This window comes from Synechococcus sp. HIMB2401 (assembly GCF_042883245.1).
Classification (GTDB): Bacteria; Cyanobacteriota; Cyanobacteriia; order PCC-6307; family Cyanobiaceae; genus Parasynechococcus.
In genome coordinates this window covers 34,016-46,813 of sequence record NZ_JBDJKK010000004.1, presented here as the reverse complement: position 1 = coordinate 46,813, position 12,798 = coordinate 34,016, and the positions used below count along the sequence as shown (strand labels likewise).

The following is a 12,798-nucleotide window of genomic DNA, read 5'->3' as shown; positions in this document are numbered from 1 at the left end:
CGCTCAATCGTTCACCATTGCAGCCCCTTCCATGCTTGAGCCCACTGAGATCCCCAAGAGACGCCTGCCCAAATATGGGTTCCACACCCATACCGAGCGGCTGAATGGACGTCTGGCCATGCTTGGCTTCATCGCCCTGATGGCGGTGGAGATTAAGCTTGGCCATGGTCTGCTGATCTGGTGACCCAGGCTCTGCTGGGTCGCAGCGCGGCCGAGCTGCAGGACTGGGCCGTCGCCCAGGGACAGAAGCCGTTCCGCGGCCGTCAGCTGCATGACTGGATCTATGCCAAGGGGGCTCGATCCCTGGCCGACATCACGGTCTTCCCCAAGACCTGGCGTGCCGCCTTGTTGGAGAGCGGCATTGATGTGGGCCGGCTGAAGGAAGTGCATCGTTCGGTGGCCACGGATGCCACCACCAAATTGCTGCTCTCCACCGAGGACGGCGAAACCATCGAAACGGTCGGGATTCCCACCGACCAACGCCTCACCGTCTGTGTGTCCAGCCAGGTGGGTTGTCCCATGGCCTGCCGCTTCTGTGCCACCGGCAAAGGGGGGTTGCAGCGTTCACTTCAGACCCACGAAATCGTGGATCAGGTGCTGAGTGTGCGTGAGGCGATGGACCGTCGTCCTTCCCACATCGTGTTCATGGGCATGGGCGAGCCCCTGCTCAACAGCAGCGCTGTGCTGGAGGCGATCCGCTGCCTCAATGATGATCTCGGCATCGGCCAACGGCGCATCACCGTCAGCACGGTGGGTGTTCCGAAAACCTTGCCGCAACTCGCGGAACTGGCCATGCAGCGGCTGGGCCGCGCCCAGTTCACCCTGGCGGTGAGCCTCCATGCCCCCAACCAGCGGCTGCGCGAGGAGCTCATTCCCACAGCCCATGCCTACCCCTATGAGGCTTTGCTCGAGGATTGCCGTCACTATCTGGATGTGACCGGTCGGCGGGTGAGTTTTGAGTACATCCTGCTCGGTGAACTCAACGATCAGCCCGAGCACGCCGCAGAGCTGGCGGATCGCGTTGGTGGTTTCCAGAGCCACGTGAACCTGATCGCCTACAACCCGATTGAGGAGGAAGAGTTCAAACGACCAACGCCGCAGCGGATCGAGGCGTTTCGTCGTGTGTTGGAGCGGCGCGGTGTTGCCGTGAGCCTCAGGGCCAGCCGGGGGCTCGATCAAAATGCGGCCTGCGGTCAGCTCCGGCGTCAGCAGATGGCCCCCAATTCATCCGGCAGCTGACGGGTGGGCTGATGCCCTGTTCCTCAGCAGACTGCTGAGGAACAGGGTCTGCGCATGACAGCGATCGATTGGCTGCTTCTCGCTGCTTACCTCGTTCTCACCCTGGTGTTGGGGTTGTGGCTGGCCCGCCGCAACAGCGGCGAGGCGGATTATTTCGTGGCTGGCCGTCGTCTGAACGGTTGGTTGGCCGGCGCCTCGATGGCGGCCACTACCTTCTCCATCGATACGCCGCTTTACGTCGCCGGCCTGGTGGGTACCCGCGGCCTGGCGGGCAACTGGGAGTGGTGGAGCTTTGGTTTGGCCCACGTGGCCATGGCTGTTGTCTTCGCACCCCTCTGGCGCCGCAGCGGTGTGCTCACCGACGCCGCCTTCACCGAGCTGCGCTATGGCGGAGCGGCGGCGGCTTGGTTGCGCGGCATCAAGGCTTTCCTGCTGGCCGTGCCGGTGAACTGCATCGGCATCGGCTATGCCTTCCTCGCCCTCCGCAAGGTGGTGGAAGCGCTGGGGCTGGTGTCGGGTCAACCCGCAGCACTGGGAGTGACGGACACGGTCTGGCTCCTGATGGTCGTGGCTCTGCTTGTGATGAGTTACACCGTGGCCGGTGGGCTCTGGGCCGTCGTGGTCACCGATCTGGTCCAGCTTGTGCTGGCGTTGGCGGGTGCCCTGGCCGTGGCCGCGGCTGCCCTCCATGCCGCAGGAGGGATGACAGCGCTGTTGGAACAACTACAGGCACTGCAGCGGCCGGAGCTGCTCTCCCTGGTGCCCTGGACCTGGGATGACGCGGGCTTCCACTGGTTACAGGGCAGTGGCATCAGCATCCCGATGTTCACGGCCTACATCGCTATGCAGTGGTGGAGTTTCCGCCGCAGCGATGGGGGTGGCGAGTTCATCCAGCGCATGCTGGCCACCCGCGATGAGCAGCAGGCGCGGCTGGCGGGTTGGGTGTTTCTGGTGGTGAATTACCTTGTGCGCAGCTGGCTCTGGATCGTGGTCGCGTTGGCGGCCCTGGTGCTGTTGCCGGCTGGCGCTGATCTTGAGCTCGGCTATCCCGCCCTGGCCGTGCAACTGCTGCCCCCGGTGGCGCTCGGCCTGGTGGTGATCTCTTTGGTGGCGGCGTTCATGAGCACCGTGAGCACCTCGGTGAACTGGGGAGCCAGCTACCTCACCCACGACCTCTATCAGCGCTTTGTTCGCCCCTCTGCCGGTTCGCGGGAGCTGTTGCTGGTGGGACAACTCACCACGGTTCTGCTGCTCGTTCTTGGGGTGATCACCGCTTTGATCAGCGACAGCATCGGCACGGTGTTTCGGCTGGTGATCGCGATCGGGTCCGGCCCCGGTGTGGTTCTGGTGCTGCGCTGGTTCTGGTGGCGCGTGAATGCAGCCGCGGAGCTGTCGGCGATGCTCTGCGGCTTTTTCGTTGGGGTGTTCACTTCGGTGGTGCCCCTGGTTCGGATCGAGGATTACGGGGTTCGCATTGCGGTGATCACCGGCCTCTCCGCTGTCGTCTGGTTGACGGTGATGCTGAGCACACCGCCGGAATCGGATGCTGTTTTGGAGCGGTTTGTGCGGACGGTGCGTCCTCCGGGCCCCGGGTGGTCACGCCTGCGCCAGCGCTTCGGCGTCATGCCGATGGAGTCGTTGCCGGCCATGCTGCGGCGCTTCATGCTGGCCTGTGGTGTGTTGTTTGGCGGCCTGCTCGGCACCGGAGGCTTCCTGTTGCATCAACAGTGGAGTGGCTGGATCGGTCTGTCGGTGCTGATCCTCTCGATCTGGCAGCTGCGGCGGCGAGTCGATGCCGTGCCCTCTTGAGCAGAATGACGCCTTGATTGGCCTGTTCCGGTGTCGTTTTTTCGTTCCACGCTTCTGCCGGCTCTGATTGTTCTTCTGTTTGCCCTGGCGTTGTTCGCTGTGAGTGCCCGCATCTGGCTTCCCGGTGACATGCTGGCTCCAGCCCCGATGGGTTGAGTCCTGGAATGGCTCCCGTAGCATCCCCGCATGACTGACGACCGCAGCCAACAGAAGGACCAGGGGCTGTCCAGCCTCTCTGTGGATCCTGATCTGCTGGCGCGTGAGCTGGCGGCGGAAGACGACGTTGATCCGCTTGATGCAATCCAGCTCGATGACGCCGAGCAGGATTCCTTCCTGGAGATTGCCCGGGCCTGTGACCAGGGCCTGGTCTTGTTGCGTGGCAACCACGGAGAACGGCTGCAGGGCCTGCAGGTGTTCTGTGAACACCGTGATCCCCGTTCGATTGCCCTGCTGCTGCCCTTGCTCCAGAACTCCTGTCCGGTGGAGCGGATGAGTGCCGTCTACGCCTTGGGTCGCAATCCATCACCGCCGGCTGTTGAGCCGCTGTTGCAGCTGCTTCAGCTCGATGCCAATGCCTACGTCCGCAAGGCTGCGGCCTGGAGCCTGGGCAATTTCCCCGATGCTCCGGTGCTCAATCCGTTGATCCGGGCGCTGCAGACGGATGTCGCAGCGGTGCGCCTCTGGTGTCCGGGATCCCTGGCGGAAGCCGGCAGCCGTTCCCCGGTCAAGGCCGACCCCGCGGCGGGGCAATTGCTGGTGAGTCTGCGCATCGACAGTGAAGCGGTGGTGCGCAGCAACTGCATCTGGGCTTTGGGTCGTTTGATGGATCAGCTGGTGCAGCCGCGGCAAGCCGAGATCGTTGAAGCCCTGGTGAGTGCCCTGCTCCATGACGGGGAGATCTCCGTGCGCGATGAGGCCAGAACGGCCCTCGAGCAGCTGGAGGATCCGCTGGTGCTGGAACGCCTCCAGGCTCTGATCAACGACGGTTTCATCCTGTAGCGCCGCTCTTGTAACGGCAAACGCAACATTCAGGGGTGACCCCCACTAGATTGCTGCGCAAATCACGCTTCTTCGATGCCCCAGAAGACCATTCGTTTCACCATTCGGCCTGACGGCCGTGTGGAAGAACGGGTCGAGGGTGTTGCTGGTGAAGCGTGCCAGCAGCTCACTGAAGAAGTGGAAGCTGCTCTTGGAACGGTTGAACGTCAGGAGTCCACATCCGAAGCGTTTCTGCAGCCTGAGGTCCAGTCCCAGTCTCTTCCCGCTCATTTGAACTGATGTCGCATTTCAGCACCGTCAAAACCGAACTGCGTCAGCTGGAGCCTCTGGTGAAAGCCCTGGAAGACATGGGCTATGCCCCTGATCAGGGTGAACGTCCCGTGCGCGGCTACCGCGGCCAGACCGTCACCGCTGATCTGGCCATCGCGGTGCAGGACGGTGGTGACATCGGCTTCCGCTGGAACAGCGCATCGGAGTCCTATGAGCTGGTCACAGACCTTGATCTGTGGAAGCAGCAGATTCCTGTGGAACGTTTTCTCTCCAAGCTCACTCAGCGCTACGCCCTGAACACGGTTCTGGCTGCTACTACCAAGGAAGGATTCCAGGTTGCCGAGCAGACCCAAACCGAGGATGGTTCGATCGAACTCGTGGTGACCCGCTGGGACGCCTGAATCCTGGCTGATCCTTCGTCTCACGCCTTTTCCGCCCCCGCTCGCCCGCAGGAGCAGGCCACCGGGAGGGAACCCCTGCTCGGGGGAGACATGCGTGATCAGGCTGTCTGGGTGGATGAAGCCGTGTGCATCGGCTGTCGCTACTGCGCTCACGTGGCTGCGAACACCTTTGTTGTTGAGCCGCATCTGGGACGCTCAAGGGCCATCCGACAGGACGGTGACTCCACCGAATGCATTCAGGAGGCCATCGACACCTGTCCTGTGGATTGCATTCACTGGGTTCCCTTTGAATCGTTGGAAACGTTGCGGCAAAACCTGATTCGCCAGAATCTGCAACCGCGTCCCCAGGGTTGATGGCGCTTCCCACCCGCCGATTCGGCCGCACGGAGCTTGAGATCCCCCTGTTTTCTCTTGGGGGAATGCGCTTTCAGCAGAGCTGGACCGACCTTCCTGCTGATCAGATCACGTCTGCATCGCAGACCCAGCTCGAGGCGACTCTGAAGCGCGCGGTGGATCTGGGCTTTCACCATGTGGAAACGGCGCGGCACTACGGCAGCTCCGAACGTCAGCTGGGCTGGGCCCTGCCGCGTACACCCGATCCCTCCCGTCTGCTGCAGAGCAAGGTGCCTCCCCGGCCCGATGCCGATGCCTTCGAGGCGGAACTGGAGCTCAGTTTTGAGCGGTTGGGCTGTGATCGCCTTGATTTACTGGCCATCCACGGCATCAACCTGCCGGAGCATCTCGAGCAGACCCTTCAACCCGGGGGCTGCATGGAGGTGGTGCGCCGCTGGCAGGCGGAGGGCCGTATTGGTCACGTGGGTTTCTCCACCCATGGCCCCACCGCCTTGATCGCACAGGCCTGCGACTCCGGTGCCTTCGATTACGTGAATCTGCACTGGTACTACATCCGCCAGGACAACGGCCCTGCCTTGGATGCGGCCCGCCGTCAGGACATGGGGGTGTTCATCATCAGTCCCACTGACAAGGGCGGCCATCTGCACACGCCATCCCAACGGCTGTTAGAGCTGTGTGCACCGCTGCATCCCATCGTCTTCAACGACCTGTTCTGTCTCCAGGACCCGCGGGTGCACACCATCAGTGTGGGAGCGGCCCGGCCGGAGGATCTCGAGCTTCACCTGGAGGCGTTGCACCTGCTACCGGAGGCAGCGTCCTTGGTTGCTCCAGTGGATCAGCGGCTTCGGCAGGCGGCCGATGAAGCATTGGGTCGTGACTGGATGGCCACCTGGTCCGTCGGGCTGCCGCCTTGGCATGCGACGCCTGGGGAAATCAACCTGCCGGTGTTGCTTTGGCTGTACAACCTGCTGGAGGCCTGGGATCTGGAGAGTTATGCCAAGGCCCGCTATGGGTTGCTGGGCTCCGGCGGCCACTGGTTTGCCGGGGCCAATGCCGATGGCTTTGATGCGGAGGTCAGTGCCGAAGAGCTGCAGAGCGTCCTGCAGGAGAGCCCGTGGCGTGAGCGCATCCCAGAGATTCTGCGCAGCCTCAAGCAGCGGCTCAAGGGCGAATCCCAGATGCGCTTGTCGAGCGTCTGAGCGTTCCTTTTAGCTCCCCAGAGGATCCCGGCTGGGTGTTCCCACGGCCCTTGGGTAGCTGCGGGGGCAGGGGCCGTTCGGTTGCACCCGCAGCAGGTGCCGCGTGCCGCGATCACCGGGCAGTTGCCGGTGCTGCACCTCGATCAGATGGCCCTTAAGCAGGCGCAGGGCCCTGTTGAACGGCACGGCATCGCTGTCCGTCCACTGGCCCCGATACAGCAGGGCCTGGCCGTCGCTCTTCAGCAAGGGCAAAAGGTATTCGGCCACCACGGGAGCTGCTGCCACAGCCCGGGCCACGGCGCGATCGAAGCTGCCGCGGAAGTGGCGATCGCGCCCGGTGGTTTCGATCCGCTCGGTGCGGACCCGCACCCGATCGGCAAGGCCCAGGCTTCCGGCCATGGCCTCCACGGCGGCGGTCTTGCGTCCGACGGAATCCAGCAGGGTCACCTGTGCCTGGGGCAGGGCAATGGCGATGGCGAGGCCGGGGAAGCCTCCCCCGGTTCCCACATCAATCCAGTGCTGCGGCTCGTCCGCTGACTGGAGTTCCGCCGCCAGCGGCCAGAGGCTGTCGAAGACCTGACCAATCCAGAAATCGTCGCCGTTCACCAGGCGCGTCAGGTTGACCCGTTCATTCCAGCTCTGCAGCAGGCCCTGAAGCTCCACCAGCTGGTCGCGCTGCCCCTGCGATGGCTGCCATCCCAGGGCGTCCCAGAACGCCGGTTCAGGCGCGGTGGCGGCCATGGCTGCAGCAACAACTCTTCTTAGGATGAAGGACCGGCCGCCCCCTGTGTCCGAAGCCCGCCCCAGCCATCACGAACGGCTTGGCGTGCGTCCCGGGGTTGACGCTGAAACCTTGCGCCAGGCCTTTCGACGCCAGTCCAAGGCCCTGCATCCCGACACCACGCAACTGCCGCCCGAGCAGGCCAGCATTGCGTTTCAGCAGCTCAAGGAGTCCTATGACGTTCTGCTGCGTCAGAGCCAGGCAACCCTCAGTCTTGGCGCCCAGTCGCCGTCATCGCCCCCGCCACTGCAGCGTGAATCCCGCCCGGATGCCTGGCAGGGCATTGGTCAACGCAGGCCCCTCTCGGGTGGGGAATGGTTCTCGCTGGTGCTGTTGAGCATCGCGCTGTTGCTCAGCCTGGTGCTGGGGTTGGGGGTGGCGCTTGCCCAGGGCCGCGATTGGCAGGTGTCGCCGAGTTGGCTGGCGGATGAGCAGACTCAGAACACATCCGTGCGTTCGCAACCTGATGGCCGCCCTGCCCCCGGAGAGCATCCCGCTGAATCAGCACTCTCTCCCGGCGCTTGAGGCTTGGCTCCAGCAGCTGGGTGCCGTCCGCATGGACGACAACCCCTGCCAGTGGATGCTCGAGCGTTCTGAATGGCGAGCGTTGTTGCTGCTGGAACGGGAGGACCTCAAAGTGATCTGGCACCCGGGTTCCCTGGAGGCCATGGTGCAGTGTTCGCTGCCCTATGGCCTCTCCAGGGCCGATGTCGAGGCGGCGATTCAGGCGGGGCCCTGAGGCCAGCAGCTTCAGAGCTGATCGAGGGCCTGTTCCAGCACCGAATAGCAGCGTTCCAGCTGGGCATCGCTGATGCAGAGCGGTGGCAGCAGATAGACCACCTGGCCCAGGGGGCGGAGGAAGACGCCGTTCTCCATCGCCAGCCGTTTCAGCTTCGGCCCCGCCGGGTTGAGGTAGCCCGAGCTCCCCTCCACAATGAGGTCGAAGCCGGCCACCGTCCCCGTCAGCCGGGGATGTTGCACCTTCCGATGACGCGCCAACCGCTCCAGATAAGGACGATGCCGTTGTTCGAACTGTTGAAAGGCAGCGGGGTTGCGCTCCAGCAGGTCGAGGCTGGCATTGGCCGCGGCGCAGCCCAGCGGATTGGCCGTGAAGCTGTGGCCGTGCCAGAGGGTCAGGCAGGGGTCGTCACCGACGAAGGCTTCGAACACCGCTTCGCTGGCCATGGTCACGCCCATCGGCAGACATCCCCCCGTCAAGCCTTTGGACAGGGCCATCAGATCCGGCCGGATGCCCGCTCGCCGGCTGGCGAACCAGTCGCCGCAGCGTCCGAAGCCGGTGAGCACTTCATCGGCGATCAGCAGGGCTCCCGCCTGGCGGGTGCGTGCCTCCACTTGCCTCAGAAACTCGGGCCGCACCATGGCCATGCCGCCGGCCCCCTGCAGCAGCGGTTCGAGGATCACCGCCGCTGTCGGTGTCTCCAGCACGCGCTCGAGCACCTCGAGTGCCGCCGATTCCTTGGCCTCCACGGCATCGTCGTCCCACCAGGTGGCCGGCCAGGGAACCCGGGCGACGGGAAAGAGCTTGTCTTCGAAGGGGGCGCTGAACAGGTTGCGTTCGCCGACGGCCATCGCTCCGAAGGTGTCACCGTGGTACGCCCCGTCGAAGGCGACGATCTGATAGCGCGGTTGGCCCCGGTTTGCCCACCACTGGCAGGCGATCTTGAGCGCCACTTCCACCGCAGTGGAGCCGTTGTCGGAGAAGAACAGCCGTTGCAGGCCGCAGAGGCCGCTCAGACGTGCGGCCAGCTGTTCAGCAGGCTCATGGGTGAAGTCGGCAAAAATCACCTGCTCGAGGCGGGCGGCCTGATCGGCGATGGCCTTGGCCAACACCGGATGGGCATGGCCGTGCAGGGTGACCCACCAGCTGCTGATGGCATCGATCAGGGGCTCGCCTTGCTCACGGATCAGCAGGGCACCGTCTCCAGACACCACCCGTTGGGAGTTGGCTGCGCTGGCCATCTGGGTGAAGGGGGGCCACAGATTCGGATGGCGGATCGACCCCATGGCAGCAGCGGCAGCTTTTGCCATATTGAATCTGGAGCTGTTGGAGATGCCCCGGATGGCTGCCCCACGCACCCGTCGTCAATCCAAGCGTTTTGTTCCCACCACGCGGCCTGAGCCGTCGGCCAAGCGACGTCTCGTTGTCCCTGAGGGCGACTGGCAAGCGATTCGCAGTGATCTCGAGCTGCGGGGTTGGTCGTCCTCCCAGCTGGAGGTGATCCAGGCTGAACTCAGTCACGGATGGCCGCTGCGGGTCGCCGTGCGCCATGCCGCGATGCGTCTGGGCACCTGCCCTACCGGGTCAAAGGCCCTGGGCTGAGGGGTCAGCGGCAGACGTCACTGTTCTTTTCCGCCTCTGTGGCGATGGCGCTGCAGTTCACCCAGCGCACCAGCTGCACCTCGATGTCGGTGAACAGCACCAGAATCCCAACGCAGAGTGCTGAAACAGCCAGGGTCGCGAGGGTTTGAAGTGAAGTCAGGGGGACGAGCGCTTCAACACTTCTCGGAATGTAGTGGTGAGATTTTGCTCGTGCCAAAGCCGCTCCAGAACCGTTGCTGAGAGCGAGGCCTGGGGCGGGAGCTGCGCCAGAACGGGGACGTCACCGAATTGCTTGAGGGTCCCCGGGTTGTCGGCATGGAGGGGGCCGTTGAGGATCAGTCCCAACACCGTGAGATTCCGCCGTCTCAACGCTTCCAAGCTGAGCAGGGTGTGGTTGAGGGTGCCCAGTCCACTGCGGGCCACCAGAACGATGGGCAACTGCCACTCCACCAGTTGATCGATCTGGAGCCAGTTGCGGGTGAGGGGCACCATCAACCCTCCCGCCGTCTCCACCACCAGGGATCCCTGATGCTGGGGAATGGCGAGTTGGGCAGGGTCGAGTGGCGTATCGTCCAGTTCGGCGGCCCAGTGGGGGGAGACCGGCTCTCGGAATGCATAGGCCTCGGGCAGCATCCGTTCCGGCGGGAGGTTCAACAGCTGCCGCACCCGTTCGCGGTCACCGCCGCCCTCCAGTCCGCTCTGCACCGGTTTCCAGTAGCTGGCCTGAAGCCCCTGTACGAGCCACGCGCTCACCACGGTTTTGCCGACGTCCGTGTCGGTTCCGCACACCACCAGGCGACTGACGCTGCCGTTCATCGCTTCACCATCAGGACCCACATCCTCCAGGTCAGGGCGAACCCGGCTGATGCATCGGCTTGGGGCCAAGCTCGGAAGACGGCCTTCCATTGGCCTGAGGAGAGCTGGCCCCCGTTGGTGACGGAGGCGCCGATGTTGCTCATCGGTCGCAGCAGCCGCAGTGGATTGGCGGCGCGTTGGGTGAAGCTCAGGCACTCGTCCCGTTGCACCACCCCATCCGGCAGGGCTGCCATCAGTTGCTCCCGCACCGGCATGGACAGGGCCGTGCAGGTTTGATTCGCTGCCCGGGCGGCGTGCTGCCATTGCGGAAAACTTCCAGCCACCGGCACTGCCAGGGCCAGCCAGCCCCCCTTTGGCAGGGCATCCACCCAACGCCGAAGCTGCTGGGCTGGATCCGGTAACCAATGCAAAACAAAGCTGGAGGCCAGCAGTTGCGGAGGCTCACTCCAGTTCGGTAACCCGCGGCTCAAGTCATGCCGCAGGGTGTGTGTTCCATGGGGGTGGCTGTTCAACATGGCGGCACTTCCGTCAAGACGGATCACCTGCTGGCCTGGATGAGCGACTTCCAGGGCTGCGGCCAGATGACCGGTGCCGCTGCCGAGGTCAGCCCACAGGCCCCGCCGGATGGAGCAGCGACGGCTCAGTTGGGCCAGGCGCCAGGCCATGGCCCGTTGCAGCAACGCCTCGCCTGCATAGGTCGGTGCTGCGCGACTGAAGCGCTCCAGCACCTGGTCGGGGCGAATCACAGGGCCCCCAGCCATTGCTGCACCACCGAGAGCACCGTTGGTGTGATCAGTGCGTGGCCCCAATTCGGATCCCGATGCAGGGTCAGCGGCTGCGCTCCGAGGTCAACGATCAGCTGCTGTGCTGATGCGGCGTGCACCACAGCGTCCTGTTCGCCCTGCACCACCAGCACAGGCACCGCTTCAGGCCAGCCCGTTGGCAGGCTGTGGCAGCGCGCCAGAAGCTCCAGATCCTGCTGCAGCCGCTGGCGCCCCAGGCTCGTCAAACCCTGCAGCAGGGGGGCTGGGGGCAGGGCGCTGCGGGCATGGGGTGAAGCGGCTTTGTCGAGGAAGCGCTCCAGCATCATCAGTTCCTCGTCGGTGCCCAGGGCCGCCTGCATCCCCTTCAGAGCCATCGCCACCGCGCGCCCTGCGCGCCCGTGGGGCACGAAGGCGCTGAAGCTCCCCAGCAGCACCACTGCATCGGCCTGCGCCAGCAATGCTCCCGGCAGCAGGTGCAGCCCCAGGGAGTGGGCGATCAACAGGTTGCGTCCTGGGCCGGGGGGCCATGCCGGAGCAACGGTCTCACCGCCGCTGTAGCCCCGGTCCGCGCTGGACCATTTCGCTCCCCCGTCTTCAAAGCGTTGACGCCAGTGGGACCAGGTGCCGGCCTGGCCAGCCCAACCATGCATCGCCAGGACCTGCATCATCGAGAGCCGAGGGCTGCGAGCAGTTGCTCCAATGTGCCCTCGGGCAGGTCCCGCCGCAGCACCAGGCGCAAACGGGCGGTCCCCTCCGGCACCGTGGGCGGCCGGATCGCCACCGACAGCAGCCCCGCCTGCTCCAGCTGTTGCTGGAGGTCGAGCGCGTCCTGGTCGTCCCCGACCAACAGCGGGAGAACAGGGCCGTGTCCTGCCGGTTTTGCCCAGCCCTGGTGCGCCAGTGCTGTCCTCCAGCGTTGCGAGCGCTGGCTCAGCTCGCTTCCCCAGTTGGGATGGGCTTGGATCAGGCGCAGGGCAGCCTGGGCTCCCGCCACCAGCGGTGGGGCCAGGGCCGTGGTGTAGCGGAAGGCCCCACTGGTTTGCAGCAGCAGCTCCATCGTGCTGTGGTCCCCAGCCAAAAACGCACCTCCGCTGCCGAAGGCCTTGCCGAAGGTGCCGCACACCAAGGCCACAGGCCGTTGGAGTCCATGGCAAAGCCCACGGCCGCCGGGCCCCAGCACCCCCAGGCCATGGGCTTCGTCCACCAGCAGCTGTGCACCGTGGTGCGCACAAAGGTCGGCGATGCCCTGCAGATCAGGGCTGGTGCCTTCCATGCTGAACAGGCTTTCCGTCACAACCAGTGGTGGCCGTGTTGTCGGCTTGAGCCGCTGCAGCCGTTGGTCGAGATCTTCAAGATCGTTGTGGGCAAAGCGTTGCAGCCGCGCCCCACTGGTGCGGACTCCGGCCAGCAGCGAGTGGTGGATCAGCCGGTCCACCAACACGGTGGTGTGCCTGTCACTCAGGGCCGTTAGGGCGGCGATGTTGGCTTGAAATCCGCTGGGGAACAGCAGCACCCGGTCACGGTTCAGCCAGGTGGCGAGAGTTGCTTCCAGCTCCAGATGGCGTGGTCGGGTGCCGGTGATCAGGCGAGATCCACCGGCACCAACGCCATCGGAGGCCATGGCCTCCGATGCCGCTGCGAGCACATCGGGATGACGGCTGAGCCCGAGGTAGTCGTTGCTCGCTAGATCAACCAGCTGACCAGCTCCGGCGGGATCCTGCAGCTGCCAGGGCTCCTGGCCGGAGTTCAAGCTCCGCAGGCGTCGGCGGCGGGCTGGGGGGATGGGAGAAGCGTGGTCCCGCATCACAACAGTTTGGAATCCGCT

The 12,798-nt window shown here is 64.8% G+C and carries 18 protein-coding genes; 12 read left to right on the top strand and 6 right to left on the bottom strand.

Annotated elements, in window-relative coordinates; genetic code table 11:
* The first annotated feature begins 31 nt into the window (after positions 1 to 31).
* The 9 genes from AAXE93_RS09655 to AAXE93_RS09615 all read left to right on the top strand — a co-directional run bounded on the left by AAXE93_RS09655 (position 32) and on the right by AAXE93_RS09615 (position 6,271).
* Positions 32 to 184: a hypothetical protein gene (locus AAXE93_RS09655; protein ID WP_006850847.1), complete on the top strand. Its 153-nt coding sequence runs from the start codon at positions 32 to 34 to the stop codon at positions 182 to 184.
* On the top strand, positions 181 to 1,239 hold the full coding sequence (rlmN, locus tag AAXE93_RS09650) for a 23S rRNA (adenine(2503)-C(2))-methyltransferase RlmN (protein ID WP_186495892.1): 1,059 nt from the start codon (positions 181 to 183) through the stop codon (positions 1,237 to 1,239). Before AAXE93_RS09655 ends, rlmN begins: the two co-directional genes overlap by 4 nt.
* A 54-nt stretch (positions 1,240 to 1,293) precedes the next feature.
* Complete coding sequence (locus tag AAXE93_RS09645; RefSeq protein ID WP_390130346.1) at positions 1,294 to 3,048, top strand: sodium:solute symporter family protein; 1,755 nt, start codon at positions 1,294 to 1,296, stop codon at positions 3,046 to 3,048.
* Positions 3,049 to 3,078: 30 nt separating this feature from the next.
* Positions 3,079 to 3,204 carry a hypothetical protein gene (locus AAXE93_RS09640; RefSeq protein WP_011365010.1) on the top strand — a complete coding sequence of 42 codons (126 nt, stop codon included), beginning with the start codon at positions 3,079 to 3,081 and terminating at the stop codon, positions 3,202 to 3,204.
* A gap of 30 nt (positions 3,205 to 3,234) precedes the next feature.
* Positions 3,235 to 4,047 carry a HEAT repeat domain-containing protein gene (locus AAXE93_RS09635; RefSeq protein WP_390130344.1) on the top strand — a complete coding sequence of 271 codons (813 nt, stop codon included), beginning with the start codon at positions 3,235 to 3,237 and terminating at the stop codon, positions 4,045 to 4,047.
* A 75-nt stretch (positions 4,048 to 4,122) separates the two neighbouring features.
* A complete protein-coding gene (locus tag AAXE93_RS09630) occupies positions 4,123 to 4,326 on the top strand; it encodes a DUF2997 domain-containing protein (RefSeq protein WP_115010030.1) in 204 nt (67 codons plus the stop codon).
* Positions 4,326 to 4,718, top strand: a complete 393-nt coding sequence (locus AAXE93_RS09625) for a DUF1257 domain-containing protein (protein ID WP_011365007.1) — start codon at positions 4,326 to 4,328, stop codon at positions 4,716 to 4,718. Before AAXE93_RS09630 ends, AAXE93_RS09625 begins: the two co-directional genes overlap by 1 nt.
* 3 nt (positions 4,719 to 4,721) lie before the next feature.
* Positions 4,722 to 5,072 (top strand): ferredoxin, encoded by a 351-nt coding sequence (locus tag AAXE93_RS09620; RefSeq protein WP_244272378.1) that lies wholly within the window; start codon positions 4,722 to 4,724, stop codon positions 5,070 to 5,072.
* Entirely contained in the window at positions 5,072 to 6,271 is a 1,200-nt protein-coding gene (locus tag AAXE93_RS09615; protein WP_390130341.1) for an aldo/keto reductase, read from the top strand. Before AAXE93_RS09620 ends, AAXE93_RS09615 begins: the two co-directional genes overlap by 1 nt.
* Before the next feature lie 9 nt (positions 6,272 to 6,280).
* Here AAXE93_RS09615 and rsmG read toward each other — a convergent pair whose 3' ends face one another.
* On the bottom strand, positions 6,281 to 7,012 hold the full coding sequence (gene rsmG / locus AAXE93_RS09610; protein ID WP_390130339.1) for a 16S rRNA (guanine(527)-N(7))-methyltransferase RsmG: 732 nt from the start codon (positions 7,010 to 7,012) through the stop codon (positions 6,281 to 6,283).
* A 25-nt stretch (positions 7,013 to 7,037) separates the two neighbouring features.
* On the opposite strand from rsmG, the gene AAXE93_RS09605 reads away from it, so the two are divergent.
* Together AAXE93_RS09605 and AAXE93_RS09600 are read left to right on the top strand one after the other, a co-directional pair.
* Positions 7,038 to 7,577, top strand: coding sequence for a J domain-containing protein (locus AAXE93_RS09605; protein WP_390130337.1), 540 nt, complete (start codon positions 7,038 to 7,040; stop codon positions 7,575 to 7,577).
* Positions 7,519 to 7,791 (top strand): DUF3143 domain-containing protein, encoded by a 273-nt coding sequence (locus AAXE93_RS09600; RefSeq protein WP_244275852.1) that lies wholly within the window; start codon positions 7,519 to 7,521, stop codon positions 7,789 to 7,791. The genes AAXE93_RS09605 and AAXE93_RS09600 overlap by 59 nt, the downstream gene beginning before the upstream one ends.
* Positions 7,792 to 7,802: 11 nt before the next feature.
* On the opposite strand, the gene bioA is transcribed toward AAXE93_RS09600, so the two are convergent.
* Positions 7,803 to 9,101 carry an adenosylmethionine--8-amino-7-oxononanoate transaminase gene (gene bioA, locus AAXE93_RS09595; RefSeq protein WP_390130334.1) on the bottom strand — a complete coding sequence of 433 codons (1,299 nt, stop codon included), beginning with the start codon at positions 9,099 to 9,101 and terminating at the stop codon, positions 7,803 to 7,805.
* A gap of 31 nt (positions 9,102 to 9,132) precedes the next feature.
* Here bioA and AAXE93_RS09590 point away from each other — a divergent pair, with 31 nt between their 5' ends.
* On the top strand, positions 9,133 to 9,393 hold the full coding sequence (locus AAXE93_RS09590; RefSeq protein WP_244275853.1) for a hypothetical protein: 261 nt from the start codon (positions 9,133 to 9,135) through the stop codon (positions 9,391 to 9,393).
* Between the two features lie 156 nt (positions 9,394 to 9,549).
* On the opposite strand, the gene bioD is transcribed toward AAXE93_RS09590, so the two are convergent.
* Genes bioD through AAXE93_RS09570 form a run of 4 tightly spaced genes read right to left on the bottom strand, consistent with a single transcriptional unit; the run spans position 9,550 to position 12,777 of the window.
* A complete protein-coding gene (bioD, locus tag AAXE93_RS09585; RefSeq protein WP_115131924.1) occupies positions 9,550 to 10,209 on the bottom strand; it encodes a dethiobiotin synthase in 660 nt (219 codons plus the stop codon).
* Positions 10,206 to 10,970, bottom strand: a complete 765-nt coding sequence (locus AAXE93_RS09580) for a methyltransferase (RefSeq protein ID WP_390130331.1) — start codon at positions 10,968 to 10,970, stop codon at positions 10,206 to 10,208. Before AAXE93_RS09580 ends, bioD begins: the two co-directional genes overlap by 4 nt.
* Positions 10,952 to 11,638, bottom strand: a complete 687-nt coding sequence (locus tag AAXE93_RS09575; RefSeq protein WP_390130329.1) for an alpha/beta hydrolase — start codon at positions 11,636 to 11,638, stop codon at positions 10,952 to 10,954. The genes AAXE93_RS09580 and AAXE93_RS09575 overlap by 19 nt, the downstream gene beginning before the upstream one ends.
* Positions 11,638 to 12,777 carry an aminotransferase class I/II-fold pyridoxal phosphate-dependent enzyme gene (locus AAXE93_RS09570; RefSeq protein WP_390130327.1) on the bottom strand — a complete coding sequence of 380 codons (1,140 nt, stop codon included), beginning with the start codon at positions 12,775 to 12,777 and terminating at the stop codon, positions 11,638 to 11,640. Before AAXE93_RS09570 ends, AAXE93_RS09575 begins: the two co-directional genes overlap by 1 nt.
* Between the last annotated feature and the right edge of the window lie 21 nt (positions 12,778 to 12,798).